The organism is Paracoccus methylovorus (genome assembly GCF_016919705.1).
GTDB lineage: Bacteria > Pseudomonadota > Alphaproteobacteria > Rhodobacterales > Rhodobacteraceae > Paracoccus > Paracoccus methylovorus.
Genome location: NZ_CP070368.1, coordinates 314,051 through 330,966 on the forward strand (window position 1 = coordinate 314,051; position 16,916 = coordinate 330,966).

13 protein-coding genes are annotated in these 16,916 nt (G+C 64.5%); 5 read left to right on the forward strand and 8 right to left on the reverse strand.

The features are described from left to right. Positions 1-30: 30 nt before the first annotated feature. From nagA to JWJ88_RS01580, 4 genes are read right to left on the reverse strand one after another with little or no spacing between them, the layout of a single operon-like run. Positions 31-1,152 (reverse strand): N-acetylglucosamine-6-phosphate deacetylase, encoded by a 1,122-nt coding sequence (nagA, locus tag JWJ88_RS01565; protein WP_205295092.1) that lies wholly within the window; start codon positions 1,150-1,152, stop codon positions 31-33. Further along, entirely contained in the window at positions 1,152-2,177 is a 1,026-nt protein-coding gene (locus tag JWJ88_RS01570; protein ID WP_205294372.1) for an SIS domain-containing protein, read from the reverse strand. The genes nagA and JWJ88_RS01570 overlap by 1 nt, the downstream gene beginning before the upstream one ends. After that, positions 2,177-2,944, reverse strand: coding sequence for a GntR family transcriptional regulator (locus JWJ88_RS01575; RefSeq protein ID WP_205294373.1), 768 nt, complete (start codon positions 2,942-2,944; stop codon positions 2,177-2,179). Before JWJ88_RS01575 ends, JWJ88_RS01570 begins: the two co-directional genes overlap by 1 nt. Next, positions 2,944-3,777, reverse strand: a complete 834-nt coding sequence (locus tag JWJ88_RS01580) for a BadF/BadG/BcrA/BcrD ATPase family protein (protein WP_205294374.1) — start codon at positions 3,775-3,777, stop codon at positions 2,944-2,946. Before JWJ88_RS01580 ends, JWJ88_RS01575 begins: the two co-directional genes overlap by 1 nt. Before the next feature lie 153 nt (positions 3,778-3,930). Here JWJ88_RS01580 and JWJ88_RS01585 point away from each other — a divergent pair, with 153 nt between their 5' ends. The 5 genes from JWJ88_RS01585 to JWJ88_RS01605 all read left to right on the forward strand — a co-directional run bounded on the left by JWJ88_RS01585 (position 3,931) and on the right by JWJ88_RS01605 (position 9,004). Continuing rightward, entirely contained in the window at positions 3,931-4,809 is an 879-nt protein-coding gene (locus tag JWJ88_RS01585; RefSeq protein ID WP_205294375.1) for an N-acetylmuramic acid 6-phosphate etherase, read from the forward strand. A 48-nt stretch (positions 4,810-4,857) separates the two neighbouring features. Further along, complete coding sequence (locus JWJ88_RS01590) at positions 4,858-6,117, forward strand: ABC transporter substrate-binding protein (protein WP_205294376.1); 1,260 nt, start codon at positions 4,858-4,860, stop codon at positions 6,115-6,117. A 96-nt stretch (positions 6,118-6,213) separates the two neighbouring features. Then, the gene (locus JWJ88_RS01595; protein WP_205294377.1) at positions 6,214-7,131 is read left to right on the forward strand and encodes a carbohydrate ABC transporter permease; all 918 of its coding nucleotides are present in this window, start codon (positions 6,214-6,216) and stop codon (positions 7,129-7,131) included. Positions 7,132-7,140: 9 nt separating this feature from the next. Next, positions 7,141-7,980, forward strand: coding sequence for a carbohydrate ABC transporter permease (locus JWJ88_RS01600; RefSeq protein WP_205294378.1), 840 nt, complete (start codon positions 7,141-7,143; stop codon positions 7,978-7,980). Between the two features lie 31 nt (positions 7,981-8,011). Then, a complete protein-coding gene (locus tag JWJ88_RS01605; protein WP_205294379.1) occupies positions 8,012-9,004 on the forward strand; it encodes an ABC transporter ATP-binding protein in 993 nt (330 codons plus the stop codon). On the opposite strand, the gene JWJ88_RS01610 is transcribed toward JWJ88_RS01605, so the two are convergent. The 4 genes from JWJ88_RS01610 to JWJ88_RS01625 all read right to left on the reverse strand — a co-directional run bounded on the left by JWJ88_RS01610 (position 9,001) and on the right by JWJ88_RS01625 (position 16,913). Then, positions 9,001-9,888: a cation diffusion facilitator family transporter gene (locus JWJ88_RS01610; RefSeq protein ID WP_205294380.1), complete on the reverse strand. Its 888-nt coding sequence runs from the start codon at positions 9,886-9,888 to the stop codon at positions 9,001-9,003. The two genes, JWJ88_RS01605 and JWJ88_RS01610, sit on opposite strands and share 4 nt — an antisense overlap. Before the next feature lie 190 nt (positions 9,889-10,078). Continuing rightward, positions 10,079-14,614, reverse strand: coding sequence for a glutamate synthase large subunit (gene gltB / locus JWJ88_RS01615; protein WP_205294381.1), 4,536 nt, complete (start codon positions 14,612-14,614; stop codon positions 10,079-10,081). Between the two features lie 11 nt (positions 14,615-14,625). Then, positions 14,626-15,405, reverse strand: coding sequence for a hypothetical protein (locus JWJ88_RS01620; protein WP_240200173.1), 780 nt, complete (start codon positions 15,403-15,405; stop codon positions 14,626-14,628). A 14-nt stretch (positions 15,406-15,419) separates the two neighbouring features. Further along, a complete protein-coding gene (locus JWJ88_RS01625) occupies positions 15,420-16,913 on the reverse strand; it encodes an NAD(P)-dependent oxidoreductase (RefSeq protein ID WP_205294382.1) in 1,494 nt (497 codons plus the stop codon). Between the last annotated feature and the right edge of the window lie 3 nt (positions 16,914-16,916).

Here is a 16,916-nt window from a genome sequence, read left to right on the forward strand (position 1 = left end):
TGCCCCCTGCGGCGGGCTATTCCGTCGCGGTCAGAATGAAAGCCAATGCTCGCGCAGGGAAAAATCCGAATCCAGCAGCACCAGATCGGCCTGACGACCGGGGACGAGCGCGCCATGGCGGTCCTTGATCCCCAGAAGCGCGGCGGGAATGGCCGAGGCCATGCGCAGCGCGCGTTCGGGTGCGATGCCGACCTGATGGACCAACACGGCGATGGCCTGCGGCAAGGTCAGGTCGGCCCCGGCCAGCGTGCCGTCAGACAAGGTCAGCCGCCCGTTGCGGCGCAGCACCTTGCGGCCACCCAGTTCCATCTCGGTCAGGTCGGTTCCGGCAAATGCCATGCAATCCGTGACCAGAAACACGCCCTCGGGTCTTGCCCCCAGCGCGATACGCATGACCGCCGGGTGGACATGGACCCCATCGGCGATCAGCCCTGCCGCCACATCGCCGGCCAAAACCGCTCCGGCAAGACCCGGGGTGCGATTGCCCATCTGGCTCATGGCGTTGAACAGATGTGTGGTGCATCGGGCCCCAGCCGCAAAGGCGGCTTGGGCGATTTCAAAGCTGCAATCGCTGTGGCCAAGGCTGACGATCGCCCCTGCGCCGGCCAGCGCCGCGATCTGTTGTGGCGTCACCGTCTCGGGCGCCAGGGTGACCATCAGTGCCGGCAGCTTTTGCGCCGCTTCGCACAGCCGGGCAAGGTCGTCTTCCTCCATGGGTCGGATCAGCGTCGGATCATGCGCCCCCTTGCGGCGTGGGTCCAGATGCGGTCCCTCCAGATGCAGGCCAAGAAAGCCCGGCACGCCTGCCTCAGTCGCCGCAATTCCCAATGCGATGACATGGGCGGTGGCCTCGGCCGTGTCGGTGATCAGCGTCGGCAGCACGCCTGCGGTGCCAAGCGCCCGGTGCGCTGCGCAGATGCGGCGCAGCCCGTCCATATCGGTCGAGCCGTCCAGCATCAGCCCGCCGCCGCCGTTCACCTGCAAATCCAGAAATGCGGGGGCAAGGATACCGGCTACGGCCCGGCGCCCTTGGGTAGGTGCCTGGGCTTCGGGCAGGATGGCGGCGATCCTGTCCGCCTCGACCACCAAGGCGTGGCCGTCAAGGAAACGCGTGCCGTCAAAGATCCGCGCGCCGGTCAGAACCTCGGCCATCATACCGTCTCCGTCACCTTGCGCAGATGCGGCGGCGTGTCAGGGTCGAAACCGCGCCGGCGCGCCAACGCCTCGATAAAGGCGTAAAACCCGGCGATGGTGACCAGCGGGGCCACCAGAGGGTGCAGCCCCGCGACCGAGGGCAGGGTGACTGCGCCCCCCACCTCGGTGCCGGTGATGAAGACATCCGCCCCCTGTGCCGCCAGCCGTTCGGCGGTCGCCTTGAGTTGCGGCAGGGCGGCATCCTCGACCCCCAGTGCCAGCACCGGAAAACCGGCCTGCACGATGGCGGCGGGGCCGTGCAGCACCTCGGCCGCCGAATAGGCCTCGGCATGAATGCCGGAGGTTTCCTTGAATTTCAGTGCCGATTCGCAGGCGATGGCAAAGCCCGGACCACGGCCCAGCACGAATGCCGATCCCGCCCGCGCCAGCCGCGCCGACAGCGGCGACCAATCCAGTGCCACGGCTTGGGCAAAAGCCTCTGGTAGGGCGGCCACGGCATCCTGCAAGGCGTGATCCTCGCGCCATTCGGCCAAAAGCGACAGGCCGGCCAGCACCGAGCACACGAAAGTCTTGGTGGCCGCAACGCTTTTTTCCTCGCCCGCCTGCAAGGGCAGGCAATGGGCTGAAACCTGCGCCATCGGGCTTTGGTCGAAATTGGTGATGGCGACGGACAACGCCCCGCCCTCGCCCGCCGCGCGCATCATCTCGACGATGTCCGGGCTGCGGCCGGATTGCGAGATGCCGATGCAAGCCGCCTTGCCCAGCCGCAGGGGTCGGCGATAGATCGAGGCAATCGAAGGGCCGACCGAGGCGACCGGCACCCCGGCCTCCAGTTCGACGGCGTATTTCAGATAGGTCGCGGCATGGTCGGACGACCCCCGCGCCACCGTGACCACAAGATCGGGGTCCTTGCGGCGCAGGGCAGCGGCGGCATCCAGCACCGCATCCCGCGAAAGATCAAGGAAACGGGCGACGGCCTGCGGGATCTCGGCCACTTCGCGCGCCATATGCGTCTGGCTCATCACGGGTTCCTTTCGCCTTCCGGGGCAAGTTTCAACTCGACGGCAAAGTCATAGGCATCGCCGCGATAGAGTGAGCGGGTGAATTCCACCACCTTGCCCGAGGGCAGGTAGGAAATGCGTTCGATCTTTAGCCCGGCCACGCCGGGGGGCACGCCCAGCAATTCGGCATCGCTTTCGTTCAGGTTCGCGGCCGAGATGCGCTGCACCGCGCGCACCGGCCGCAACCCGCGGCTTTCCAGCTCTGCGTAAAGCGAATCGTTGACCGTTGCCGGGTTGGGCAAGGTTGTTTGCGACAGTGCGGCGCGCTCGATCGCCAGCGGCACGCCGTCCGAACTGCGCACCCGTTCCAGCCGCGCCACCATCTCGCCGATGCTTAGCCCCAGCGCCATCACCTCTTCCGGGGCGGGGGCGTGCAGGCCACGTGCGATCCAGCGGCTTTCGACGCTGCGGCCGCGTCGGGCCATGTCTTCGGTGAAGGAGGTCAGCAGCGATAGCGCTTGTTCCAGCTTTTCGACCCGGGGCGCGACAAAGGTGCCTGATCCGCGTTTTTGCACCAACTGCCCCGAGGCGACCAGTTCCGCCACCCCCTTGCGCACGGTCACGCGCGACAGGCCGGTCATCGCCGCAAGTTCGCGTTCCGAGGGCAGGCTGTCGCCGGGTTGCAGCCGACCCGAGGCGATGGCATCGGCGATCAGCCGGTGCAATTGCAGATAAAGCGGGCCGCTGCCGGTTTCCTCGAATGCCTCTGGGGTGAAAAGCTCGGCCATCACCCCTCCTGTCGGGCAAGGTGCAGCGCGCCATCCAGCCCCGAGCCCTTGGGCGGCCGGATCGGCCACAGACCTTGCAGCCGGGCGGCGTAATGCGCGCCAAGCCCGCCCAGAAACACCACCGGCAGGTCGCGCCCGGTCTGCAATGTGTCGATCATGGCGCGGATATCGTCCACGGCCGTGGCAAAGATGCGCTCGCCTGCCGGATCGTTGCCCGTGACGATGCGCGGTGCAAAGGCGGCGAATTCGGCGGGCCGTGCGCGAAAACCGAAAGAGATCACGCCTTCGATTCCGCCCAATTCATCCAGCACGGCCTGCAGCAGCGGGCTCATGGGGATAAAGCCGTCTTCGGCGCGCAGGGCCTCGGCCAGCAGCGCGCGACCCAGCACGGCGCCGCTGCCTTCATCGCCCAGCACGAAGCCGCGCCCGCCGTATTGGCGCATTTCTCCGCCCAACTGGACTGCGAGGACCGAGCCGGTGCCCATGGCGACGACGATGCCATCCTCGCCCCCCAGCGCGCCGGTGGCGGCGGTTACCGCATCGGTGACGATGCGCGCCTTGCGGAACGGCAACATCGCCTGCAGGCTGCGGGCGGCGGCGGTGACATTGGCGCCTGCTAGGCCCAACACCGCGGTCAGTTCGTCCAGATGACCCCGTCCGGCCTCATCCAGTGCCGCGCGGGCGGCGGCAAGGATATTGGCGCAGGCGCCCTCGGTCTCGACCGAAATATTGGCTGGTCCCGCCGCGCCCTGGCCGATGACCCGGCCCTGCGCATCCGCGATGGCGGCGCGACAGCCGGTGCCCCCTCCGTCTATGCCCAGAAAATATGACATGGCGCCCCCTTTAATACTGACAATACCAAAGCAATACCAAAAGGGAAGGAGTTTTTGATTAATCCTAGGGATGGGCCGGAATGGTGGCGAATATAAGAAGATACTTTACAAGTGGTATTGTTTTGGCATTATCAATGTCACAGGGGGAATCATATGACTGCATCCGGCACCGAGGCAAGGCATCCGGCGTCCAACGGGCTTCATGCGCGTCCTGCGTCCGAAGTGCTGCGCATCTTGCTGGAGGCGCAGGTTACGGCGCTGGGTGCATTGCAGCTTGCACTGCCGGCGCTGGAGCGCGTGGCCGATGCCGCCGCCGCCTCTCTGCATGCGGGCGGCAAGCTGGGTTATGCGGGCGCCGGATCCTCGGGATTGATGGCGCTGGCGGACTGCCTTGAACTTGCCGGCACCTTTGGCCTCGCGCCCGAACGGACACCGATGATGTTTGCCGGCGGGGCCGATGCGCTGTTGCATCTGAAGGGCAGCGTCGAGGATGACCCGGCACTGGCCTTAGCCGATCTTGAGCGGGTGCAGCTTGTCGCGGGGGACACGTTGCTGTGCCTGTCGGCCTCGGGGCGCACGCCCTATGTGCTCGCGATTGCCGCGGCTGCGCAGGATCGCGGCGTGAAGGTGGCCGGGTTCGCCAATGTGGCGGGCTCACCCTTGCTGGAGCGCGCCGACATCCCGGTTCTGATCGAAACCGGGGCCGAGGTCGTTGCCGGCTCGACCCGCATGGGTGCGGCGACGGCGCAAAAGGTGGCACTGAACATGCTGTCGGTGCTGGTCGCGATTCGCTTGGGCCATGTCCATGACGGCTATATGGTCAATCTGGTGGCCGACAACCTGAAGCTGGTCGATCGCGCCGCGCGTATCGTTTCCGACGTCGCGCATGTCAGCCGGGACGAGGCTGAGACCGCATTGACGCACACCGGCGGCGCGGTAAAGCCCGCGATTCTGGTCGCGCGCGGCATGACACCCGAAGCCGCCGCCGAGCGGCTGGCCGGAACCGGGGGGCATCTGTCCCCCCTGATCTGATTTCAACCAGAGGGTCCGCGAGAGACCCGATGCCGAAGGGAGAAGACCATGACCAAGACCATCCGCCTTGCGCTGCTGGCCAGTACCTTGCTGGGCGGTGCCGCCTGGGCTCAGGACGTGACTCTGACCATCGAAAGCTGGCGCAACGACGACCTTACCATCTGGCAGGAAAAGATCATCCCGGCCTTCGAGGCGGCCAATCCGGGCATCAAGATCAACTTCGCCCCCTCGGCGCCGCCGGAATACAATGCGGTGCTGAACTCCAAGCTGGATGCCGGCTCGGCGGGCGATCTGATCACCTGCCGGCCCTTCGACGCCTCGCTGGAACTGTTCAAGAAGAACAAGCTGGCCGACCTGAGCGATCTGCCCGCGATGGCGAATTTCTCGGATGTGGCGAAATCGGCATGGCAGACCGATGACGGGGCGCAAACCTTCTGCGTGCCCATGGCCTCGGTGATCCATGGGTTCATCTATAACAAGACCGCCTTCGAGGAACTGGGCCTGACCCCGCCCGGGACCGAGGCGGAGTTCTTTGAGCTTCTGGACAAGATCAAGGCGGACGGCACCTATATTCCGATGGCGATGGGCACCACGGACCAGTGGGAAGCCGCAACCATGGGCTATCAGAACATCGGCCCGAACTATTGGAAGGGCGAGGAAGGCCGCAAGGCACTGATCGAGGGCACCTCGCGGCTGACCGACGAGCCTTGGGTCGCACCTTTCCGGCAGTTGGCGAAGTGGCGTGACTATCTGGGCGACGGGTTCGAGGCGCAAACCTATCCCGACAGCCAGAACCTGTTCACCCTGGGCCGCGCCGCCATCTATCCGGCTGGTTCGTGGGAGATCGGTGTCTTTGGCCCGCAGATCGGCGGTGCCTTCGAGATGGGCGCCTTCCCGCCGCCGGTGCCGGCCGCGGGCGATACCTGCTACATCAGCGACCATACCGATATCGCGCTGGGTATGAATGCGGCGACCAAGCACCCGGAAGAGGCAAGGAAGTTCCTGGAATGGGTGGGTTCGTCGGAGTTTGCCACGCTTTATGCCAATGCGCTGCCGGGCTTTTTCTCGCTGAACTCGGCCGCGGTCGAAATGGAGGACCCGCTGGCCAAGGAGTTCGTCGGCTGGCGCGAGACCTGTGAACCCACCATCCGCTCGACCTACCAGATCCTGTCGCGCGGCACCCCGAACCTGGAGAACGAGACCTGGACCGCCTCGGCCAATGTCATCAACGGCGCCGAGACGCCCGAGGTCGCTGCGGAGCGGTTGCAGAAGGGGCTGGAAAGCTGGTTCGCGCCACAGCAGCAGTGATCCTCTGCCGGGCCTGGCGGCCCGGCGATGGCGGGGGGCTTCCTCCCCCCCGCACCCCCCGAGGGTATTTTTCCAACGAAGAAGAGGAGGGGCGTCATGGCGCGGCGGAAACCGTTTCGCTGGCATATCGCGGTGTTTCTTGCCCCGGCGGTGCTGGTCTATACCGCCATCATGATCGTGCCGTTGTTCGGGACGCTCAATCTGTCCTTGTTCAATGCGGCAGAGCAGGGCCGCGTCTTTGTCGGGCTGCGCAATTTTGCCACTCTGTTCGGCGATCCGCGCTGGTCGGCGAGTTTCTGGAATGCATTGGGCAATAATGCCTGGTTCTTTCTGGTTCACATGCTGGTGCAGAACCCTGTCGGCGTAGCGTTGGCGGCGCTGCTGAGTTCACCGCGGTTGCGGGGGGCGGCGTTTTATCGCACCGCGATCTTTATCCCGACCATCCTGTCCTTCGTCATCGTCGGCTTTGTCTGGAAGCTGATCCTGTCGCCGATCTGGGGCATCGCGCCCGGTATGCTGGATGCGGTGGGGCTGAAGAGCCTGTTTGCGCCCTGGCTGGGTCGTGAGGGGACGGCGCTGACCACGCTGGCGCTGATCTCGGTCTGGCAATTCGTAGGCATCCCGATGATGCTGATCTATGCTGCGCTGCTGACCATCCCCGACGAGGTGATCGAGGCGGCAGAGATGGACGGTGTCACCGGCTGGTCGCAGTTCTGGAAGATCAAGCTGCCACTGATCCTGCCATCGATCGGGATTATCTCGGTCCTGACTTTCGTGGGCAACTTCAACGCTTTCGACCTGATCTATGTCACGCAGGGCGCTTTGGCGGGGCCGAATTTCTCGACCGATATCCTGGGCACCTTCCTTTATCGCACTTTTTTCGGCTTCCAGCTGCAGATCGGCGACCCGCATATGGGGGCGACCATCGCCACCGCCATGTTCGCCATCATCCTGCTGGGCGTTTGCTTTTACCTGTTCGCCATCCAGCGCCGGTTGCGGCGCTATCAGTTCTGAGGTCCGGTCATGAGCCAAGCCCGCCGTTCCGTCAGCCGTAGCCTTGCCGCCCATGCCGTCTTGCTGCTTTACACGGTGATCGCGCTGTTTCCGGTTTTTGTCGTGGTCATCAACAGTTTCAAAAGCCGGCGGGCGATCTTTGCCGATCCGTTGGCCGTGCCGACGGCCGGGACATTCGACCTGATCGGCTATCGCACGGTGCTGGCGCAGGGGGATTTCCTGCTGTACTTCCAGAACTCGCTTATCGTGACGGTGGCCAGCCTGTTCTTTGTGCTGCTGTTCGGGGCCATGGCGGCTTTTGCGCTGTCGGAATACCGGTTTCGCGGCAATATGCTGATGGGGCTTTACCTGGCGCTTGGGATCATGATCCCGATCCGGCTGGGCACCGTTGCGATCTTGCAGTTGATGGTGGCTTCGGGGCTGGTGAACACGCTGACCGCGCTGGTGCTGGTCTATACTGCGCAGGGCCTGCCTCTGGCGGTGTTCATCCTGTCGGAGTTCATGCGCGGCGTTTCGGACGACCTGAAGAACGCCGGCCGTATCGACGGGCTGTCCGAGTACACCATCTTTTTCCGGCTTGTGCTGCCCTTGGTGCGGCCGGCCATGGCCACGGTCGCCGTGTTCACCATGATCCCGATCTGGAACGATCTGTGGTTTCCGCTGATCCTCGCGCCATCCGAGGCGACCAAGACCATCACGCTGGGCAGCCAGGTCTTTATCGGCCAGTTCGTCACCAACTGGAACGCGGTGCTGGCCGCGCTTAGTCTGGCCATTCTGCCGGTGCTGGTGCTGTACCTGATCTTTTCGCGCCAGTTGATCCGCGGCATTACCGCCGGCGCCGTGAAATGACTGCCATCGCCATGAACAAGGAGACATCCCGATGGGAGCCCTGACCCTTACCCAGGTCACCAAGGCCTTTGGCACAACGCAGGTCATCAAGGGGGTCGACCTGCAGGTCGAGGATGGCGAGTTCTGTGTCTTCGTCGGCCCCTCGGGCTGCGGCAAGTCCACGCTTTTGCGCATGATCGCGGGGCTGGAGGATGTCAGTTCCGGCGATGTGGCCATCGACGGCGTGCGCATCAACGACCTTGCCCCCGCCAAGCGCGAGATCGCCATGGTGTTCCAAAGCTATGCGCTCTACCCGCACCTGACCGTGCGCGACAACATGGGGCTGGCGCTGAAACAGGCCGGCACGCCCAGGGCGCAGATCCTGCAAGCGACCGAGAAGGCGGCCGAGATGCTGGCGCTGGCGCATCTGCTGGAGCGGCGCCCGGCAGAGCTTTCCGGTGGCCAGCGGCAGCGTGTCGCCATTGGCCGCGCCATCGTCCGGCGGCCAAAGCTGTTTTTGTTCGATGAGCCGCTGTCGAACCTTGACGCCGCGTTGCGGGTAAAGACGCGGATCGAGATCGCAACGCTGCACCGTGAACTGGGCGCGACGATGATCTATGTCACCCACGATCAGGTCGAGGCGATGACGCTTGCCGACAAGATCGTCGTTTTGCGCGGCGGCGTGGTCGAGCAGGTGGGCCGGCCGATGGATATCTACAACGACCCCGACAACACCTTTGTCGCCGGGTTCATCGGCAGTCCGCAGATGAATTTCCTGCAAGCCGGTAAGCTGGGGTTGCGCTCGGATACGCTGGGCATCCGGCCCGAACACCTGACGCCGGGCGGGGACCGTATCAACGGCCGCGTCAGCCATGTCGAGAAGTTGGGCGGCGAGACGCTGGTCTATATCTCGTCGGACGATCACGGGCTGCTGACCGTGAGGCTTTTTGGCGAACGGGACTTTGCCGTGGACGAAACGGTCGGGCTGGGTTTCGATCCGAACCGCGCCTTTCATTTCGATGCCGGGGGGCGGCGGCTGCGTTAGATCACCACAACGCCCGAATGCTTGGCCTTGTGTTCGGGCTCGACATGGATGGTGATCAGCGCACCGGGCAGCTTTTGCATAAGCGCCTGTTCGATGCGGTCGCAGATGGCATGGGCGGCATCCACCGTGGTATGGCCGTCCACCACCAGATGAAAGTCGATGAAGGTGCGCGGCCCGGCATGGCGGGTGCGCAGGTCATGCGCCTCGATAGCGCCGGTGGCGGCGTCCGAAATGGTGGTGCGGATATCGGTCAGCATGTCTTCGGAAACCGCCTCGTCCAACAGTCCCGACAGCGAACTCGCCATCACCTTCCAGCCCGACCAGAGGATGTTCAGTGCAACCAGCGCTGCCAGCGCCGGGTCCAGAATCGCCCAACCGGTGACAACCGCCAGCGCCACGCCCGCCACGACACCCACCGAAGAGATCACGTCCGACAAAAGATGATGCCCGTCGGCGACCAGTGCGGGCGATTTCAGCCGTCGGCCGCGGCTGATCAACACCCAGCACCACAGCGCGTTGATGGCACTGGCCACCGTGTTGATCAGCAGTCCGCTGAGCGGTGCATCCAGCATCCGCGGATTTTGGAAACCGTGCCAGGCTTCGCGCAGGATCAGCATTGCTGCGACGATGATCATCACCCCCTCCAGCACGGCGCTGAAGAATTCGGCCTTGTGGTGGCCATAGGGATGATCGCGGTCGGCGGGCTTGGCGGCGATGCGGATGGCGATCAGCGCGGCGACGGCGGTTGCCACGTTTACCGTGCTTTCCAGCGCATCCGACAAAAGCGCGATCGAGCCGGTCAGTTGCCAAGCCAGCGCCTTCAGCGCCAGCACGATCAGGCCGACGATGATGCTGCCGATGGCGATCTTTACGGTTGCGGCCACGGCGCTTCCTTTTCGAATCCTGTTGCGCGGGCGTTTTAGACCCTATCGCGGCAGGGGCCAACCGCACTTTAACGAACCCACGGTGACAAGCGTGGATATCGCCGGCGATGCCTTGCGGTGTATCGACCCTCGTCGCGCCGAAATGAAACGGGGGCCATAACGGCCCCCGTTGCTGTCATGTGCGCCCCGCCTATTCAGCCGGAACGGCCGCCATATCGTCCACATGCGCGATGGGGTGCTTCAGATGCGGCAGCATCTCTTTGGGGCAGACTTGCAGGAAGTGCGCTTTCTCTTCTTCCCAGTTTTGCAGGATCTGCTCGGCCCGGCGCGAGCGGGTTTCGGCATGGTGCCGCTCGATCAGGTCGCGAAGCTGCTCTTCCCAATGCGCCTGCGTGACCGGGCACAGGACCAGCGTCTCTTCGTTGATATAGTCGCGTGCCATGCCTTCGGGGTCATAAAGATAGCCCATGCCCCCGGTCATGCCGGCGCCGAAGTTCGCGCCGATCCGGCCAAGGATGACCGCGACGCCGCCCGTCATGTATTCGCACCCGTTCGAGCCGCAGCCCTCGATCACCACCTTGGCGCCCGAGTTGCGCACGCCGAACCGCTCGCCCGCGCGGCCGGCTGCGAACAGATAACCGTCGGTCGCGCCGTAAAGCACGGTATTGCCGACGATGGTGTTTTCGGCCGCGTCAAGCGGGCTGGCCATCGCCTGCCGCACCACGATGGTGCCGCCCGACAGCCCCTTGCCGACATAGTCGTTGGCGTCGCCCGATACCTCGATCTTCAGGCCCGGCGCTGCGAATGCCCCCAGCGATTGGCCCGCGCTGCCGGTCAACCGCACGGTCAGGTGATCGGGTTGCAGCTTGTTGCGCATGCCGAAGGTTTGCACGATCATCGACGAGGTGCGGGTGCCCACCGTCCGCTGCGTGTTGCGCACCGCATAGGACAGTTGCATCTTTTCGCCATCGCTGAAAAAGCGTCCGGCATCGCGGATGATCTCGGCGTCCAGCGTGTCGGGCACGGCGTTGCGCGGTTTGCTGCGGTCATAGACGATCTTTTCCGACCCATCGACAGTGATCAGCAATGGGTTCAGGTCCAGATCGTCCAGCGACTTGTCGCCCCGGCTGACCTGGGTCAGCAGGTCGGCGCGGCCGATGATTTCGTCCAGCGAACGCGCACCGATGCTGGCAAGGATCTCGCGCACTTCGGTCGCATAGAAGGTGATCAGGTTCACCACCTTGTCGGCCGAGCCGTTGAACATGGCGCGCAGCTTTTCGTCCTGGGTGCAGACGCCGACCGGGCAGGTATTCGACTGGCACTGGCGCACCATGATGCAGCCCATGGCGATCAGTGCGGCGGTGCCGATACCGTATTCCTCGGCCCCCATCATCGCCGCCATGACGATATCGCGGCCCGTGCGCAGCCCGCCGTCGGTGCGCAGGGTCACGCGGTCGCGTAGCCGGTTCATCGCCAGCACCTGATGCGCCTCGGTCAGGCCCATTTCCCACGGCAGGCCCGCGAACTTGATCGAGGTCGCGGGCGACGCTCCGGTGCCGCCATTATGGCCGGAAATCAGGATGATGTCGGCCTTGGCCTTGGCGACACCCGCCGCGATGGTGCCCACCCCGGACGAGGCCACCAGCTTGACGGTGATCTTGGCGCGCGGGTTGATCTGCTTGAGGTCATAGATAAGCTGCGCCAGATCCTCGATCGAGTAGATGTCGTGATGCGGCGGCGGGCTGATCAGCGTCACCCCTTTGGTCGAGTGCCGCAGCCGGGCGATCAGGTCGGTGACCTTCATGCCGGGAAGCTGGCCGCCCTCGCCGGGCTTGGCGCCTTGGGCCACCTTGATCTCCAGCTCTTCGCAGGCGTTCAGATATTCGGCGGTGACGCCGAACCGGCCCGAGGCGACCTGCTTGATCTTGGCGCAGGGATTGTCGCCGTTGGGCAGCGGATGGCTGTGCGCCGGGTCCTCGCCGCCCTCGCCCGAGTCGGACTTGGCGCCGATCCTGTTCATGGCGATGTTCAGCGTCATATGCGCCTCGGGCGACAGCGCGCCAAGGCTCATCCCCGGCGTCACGAACCGTTTGCGGATCGAGGTGATGGATTCGACCTCTTCGATCGGCACCGGCTTGCCCAGCGGCTTGATGTCCAGCAGGTCGCGGATATGGATCGGCGGGTTTGCCCGCATGGTCGTGGTGAACTGCTTCCAGATGTCATAGGACGCCTTTTCGCAGGCCAGTTGCAGCAGACGCATGGTATTGGCTTCCCAGGCGTGCTTCTCGCCAGAGCGGCGGGCCTTGAAAAACCCGCCCACCGGCAGCAGGTCGACCAGCGGCGCGCGGAAACCCTTGGCATGGGCCTCTTCCAGCTTGGCTTGCAGGCCGTGCAAACCGATGCCCGAAATGCGCGACTGCATGCCGGGGAAATACTCCGCCACCATGGCGCGGGACAGGCCCACCGCCTCGAAGTTCAGCCCGCCGCGATAGGACGACAGGACCGAGATCCCCATCTTGGCCATGATTTTCAGCAGGCCGGCGTCGATTGCCTCGCGATAGCGGGACATGATGTCGATCAGGTTGCCGTCCAGCAGGCCGCGCTCGATCCGCTCGGCCAGCGTGTCCTGCGCAAGATAGGGGTTCACCGTGGTCGCGCCGCAACCGATCAGCACGGCGAAATCATGCGGGTCGACGCATTCCGAGGCCCGCACGTTCAGCGAGCAGAAAGTCCGCAGCCCCTTGCGCGTCAGCCAGCTATGCACCGCGCTGGTCGACAGGATCATCGGCACACCCACGCAGTCGGCCGAGATTCCCTCGTCGGTCAGGATGATATGACCGTTGCCCGAGCGCACGGCATCCTCGGCCTCGGCCCGGATGCGGGCCAGCGCCTCGGCAAGGGCGTCCTGCCCGCCGTTGGCCGCAAAGGTGCAGTCGATCTGCGTCGCCTGACCCTCGAACATGCGGGTCAGTTCCTCGAACTCGCCATTGGCGAGAAAGGGGCTTTCCAGCATGGTGATCTCGGCATGGGCCGAGCTTTCCTCGAGCACGTTCTTGAGGTTGCCAAAGCGGGTGCGCAGGCTCATCACCCGGCTTTCGCGCAGGCTGTCGATGGGCGGGTTGGTCACCTGGCTGAAGTTTTGCCGGAAATAATGCGACAGCGGCCGGAACTGGCGCGACAACACGGCGGGTGGAGTGTCGTCGCCCATCGAGGCCAGCGCCTCTTTCGCATCCTCGGCCATCGGCACCAGCATCTGCTCGACCAACTCGACCGAATAGCCGGCGGCGATCTGGCGGCGGCGCAGCTCTTCGCCGATATGCTGCGAGGTTTCGGGCAGTTTGGCCATCAACTCGGACGGCTGCACGACCTTTTCCACCCAATCGCCAAAGGGTTGGCTGGCCGCCAGATGGTCCTTGATCTCGCGGTCGTGGTAAAGCTTGCCCTCTGCCATATCGACGGCGATCATCTGGCCCGGTCCCAGCGCGCCTTTTTCGCGGGTGGTGGCTTCGTCGACCGGGACCATGCCGGCCTCGGACCCTGCGATCAGCAGGTTGTCGCCGGTGACGACATAGCGCAGCGGACGCAACCCGTTGCGGTCAAGCCCGCCGCAAACCCAGCGCCCGTCGGTCATGGCCAGTGCGGCCGGACCGTCCCACGGCTCCATGATCGAATTGCAATAGGCATACATGTCCGCCCATGCCTTGGGCATGTCGGTCGTCGCCTTGGACCAGGCTTCCGGCACCAGCATGGTCTTGGTCATCGGCGCATTGCGGCCCGAGCGCACCAGCACCTCGAACACAGCATCCAGCGCGGCGGAATCGGACGAACCGCCGGGGATGATCGGTTTGATGTCCTCGGCCATCTCGCCAAAGGTCCGCGACGCCATGCGGATCTCATGGCTGCGCATCCAGTTCGAGTTGCCTTTCAGCGTGTTGATCTCGCCATTGTGGGCCAGCATGCGGAAGGGCTGCGCCAGCCACCATTGCGGGAAAGTGTTGGTCGAATACCGCTGGTGATAGATGGCAAAGGCGGATTCGAAGCGTTCGTCCTTGAGATCGGGATAGAATTCCGCGACCTGCTCGGCCAGCATCATGCCCTTATAGATGATGCTGCGGCACGACAGCGTGCACAGATACATTCCCGCGATCTGCGCCGCCACCGCCGCCTTTTCGATCCGGCGGCGGATGATATACAGCTCGCGCTCGAACTGCTCTTCGTCGATGTCCTTTTCGCAGCGGATCAGGATCTGTTCGATCTCGGGGCGGGTGGCATTGGCCTTTTCCCCCAGAACCGACGTGTTCACCGGCACATGACGCCAGCCATAGATGTAATGGCCCATGCGCAGCACTTCGGATTCCACGATGGTCCGGCAGCGTTCCTGCGCGGCGAAATCGGTGCGGGGCAGGAAAACCTGACCCACGGCGATCAGCTTGTCATGGTCGGGTTCATGCCCGGTGCGACGCACCTGGTCGTAAAAGAACGGCACCGGGATCTGCACATGGATGCCCGCGCCATCGCCGGTCTTGCCGTCCGCGTCCACCGCGCCGCGATGCCAGATCGCCTTCAGCGCGTGAATGCCGCTTTCCACCACCTTGCGGCTGGCCTTGCCGTCGATGTTGACGACCAGACCGACGCCGCAGGACGAATGCTCGTCCTCGGCACGGTAGAGCGAATGCTTGTCCATCCAGTCGCGGCGGGCCTGTTCCTGCTGCTCCCAGCTTGTCATGTCACAGTCCTTCACGTCCGTGCCTCCTTCATAAGCTGCCACAGGATGCCGGCACCTTCGCCGCCCACCATCTGCAGGTCGCAATCATATTCCGGCGTGGTCGAGCCAAAGCCGGCCTGGCCCGGGAACGAGAACGTCACCGGACTGTCGTTGGTCTGCTGCACCGCGCCGGTCCAGTCCTCGGAGGTTTCGACCCCGCCGTAGAACCGCCCCTGCGTGCGGCTGATGAACTGCTGACCCTTGCGGTGGATCAGTTGCTGACCCGATTCACTGAAGGTGGTCAGGTCAAAGCGCGTCATCTCCAGCGTCACGCCGTCGATCTGCACCGTTTCGCCGGTCAGCTCGTCATGACCGACATGACGCAGCCGCTCGCCGCTGTTCGAGCGGGTCCAGAAATCGAAATCGTCGCGCCCGGTGCTCAGCAGGGTGCTGAACGAGGCATGGTCCTGCGCCTCATCCTCCAGCACATCCGTCAGGCCGCTGCGCAGATCGGTGCTTTCCATCCAGCGCGTCTCGCGGTCGATGCGCGACTGGAAGGTGGCGCCTTCGCGGGTGAAATAGGTCACGCGCTGATCACCCGGCGCATCCGCGCTGCAGCGGTAATGCTGCGAGACGGTGCAACCGCGGTTCTGCACGGTGATTTCCAGCTTGCAGCCCGAGGGCGGGGTGAAATTCGCCGCGGCAACCGGCTGGGCCAGAAAGGACAGTACGGTTGCCATTCCGGCCATCAGCACTGCGGGCAGGGCGCGCAGCCCGTGTGGCGCGCAGCTGGTGCATGGTTGGAGTTCCATGGTCACGCTCCTTCTTACTCGGCGGCGACGCGGGCCGCGCCGGACAGGTAGCCAACGATGCTGTCGGCGGCCTCGCGGCCATCACGGATCGCCCAAACCACCAGACTGGCGCCACGCACGATATCGCCCACGGCAAAGACGCCCGGCAGGCTGGTCTGATGCGTCTGGTAATCGGCCTTGATGGTGCCCCAGCGCGTCACGTCCAAACCGTCCACCCCCCAAAGGCGCGGGAGTTCCTCGGGTTCGAAACCCAGTGCCTTGATAACCAGTTCCGCCGGTTCGTCGTAATCGGCGCCCTCGATCAGTTCCGGCGTCTGCCGGCCCGAGACGTCCGGCGTGCCCAGTCGCATCTTTTGCACACGCACGGCGCTGATGGTCGGGATCTCGCCCGTGTCGTCCACGTCGCGTTCCTGCGCCACCATCGCCTCGCCGGTGACATGACCGCTGAAAGCGCCGGGGGCGGAAAGCCAGACGAACTCAACGCCTTCCTCTTCGGCGTTTTGCACCTCGCGCTGGCTGCCCGGCATGTTCGCCCGGTCGCGGCGATAAAGGCATTTCACCGATTGCGCGCCCTGACGGATGGCGGTGCGCACGCAGTCCATGGCCGTGTCGCCGCCGCCGATGACCACGACGCGTTTGCCGCGGGCGTTTAACTCTCCGTCCTCGTAATCGGGGATCTCGTCGCCCAGATCGACACGGTTCGACGCGGTCAGGTAATCCAGCGCGCGGACCACGCCGCGCGCGGCGGCATTGTCGATGTCCAGATCGCGGGTCTTGTAGACGCCCGTGGCGATCAGCACCGCATCGTGTTTGCCACGAATGGCGTCAAAGCTGATATCCACGCCGACATTGACGTTCAGCACGAACTCCACGCCCCCATCGACAAGCTGCCGGGTGCGCCGCTCGACCACCTGCTTTTCCAGTTTGAAGCCGGGGATGCCATAGATCATCAGCCCGCCGGCGCGGTCGTGGCGATCATAAACCGTCACCTGATAGCCCATGCGGCGCAGCCGGTCGGCAGCGGCAAGGCCCCCGGGACCCGCGCCAATGATCCCGATGGATTCGGGCCGTTCCTGCAGGGGCGCGACGGGGGTGATCCAGCCTTCCTCCCATGCGGTGTCGGTGATGTATTTCTCGATGGCGCCGATGGTCACCGTGCCGTGGCCGGACTGTTCGATGACGCAGTTCCCCTCGCACAGCCGGTCCTGAGGGCAAATGCGGCCGCAGATCTCGGGGAAGGTATTGGTTTCCTGACTGCGCAGATAGGCTTCCTGTGTGCGGCCTTCGGCGGTCAGGCGCAGCCAGTCGGGAATGTTGTTGTGCAGTGGGCAATGGCTTTGGCAATAGGGTACGCCGCATTGGCTGCACCGGCTGGCCTGTTCCTTGGCCTTGGCGTCGGCAAACTCGCGATAGATTTCGTGAAAATCTTCCGAGCGGGATGCTGCGTCACGTTTCTGGGGCATCTCACGCCCGATCGTGACGAATTTAAGCATCTTTTGCGTGGCCATGGC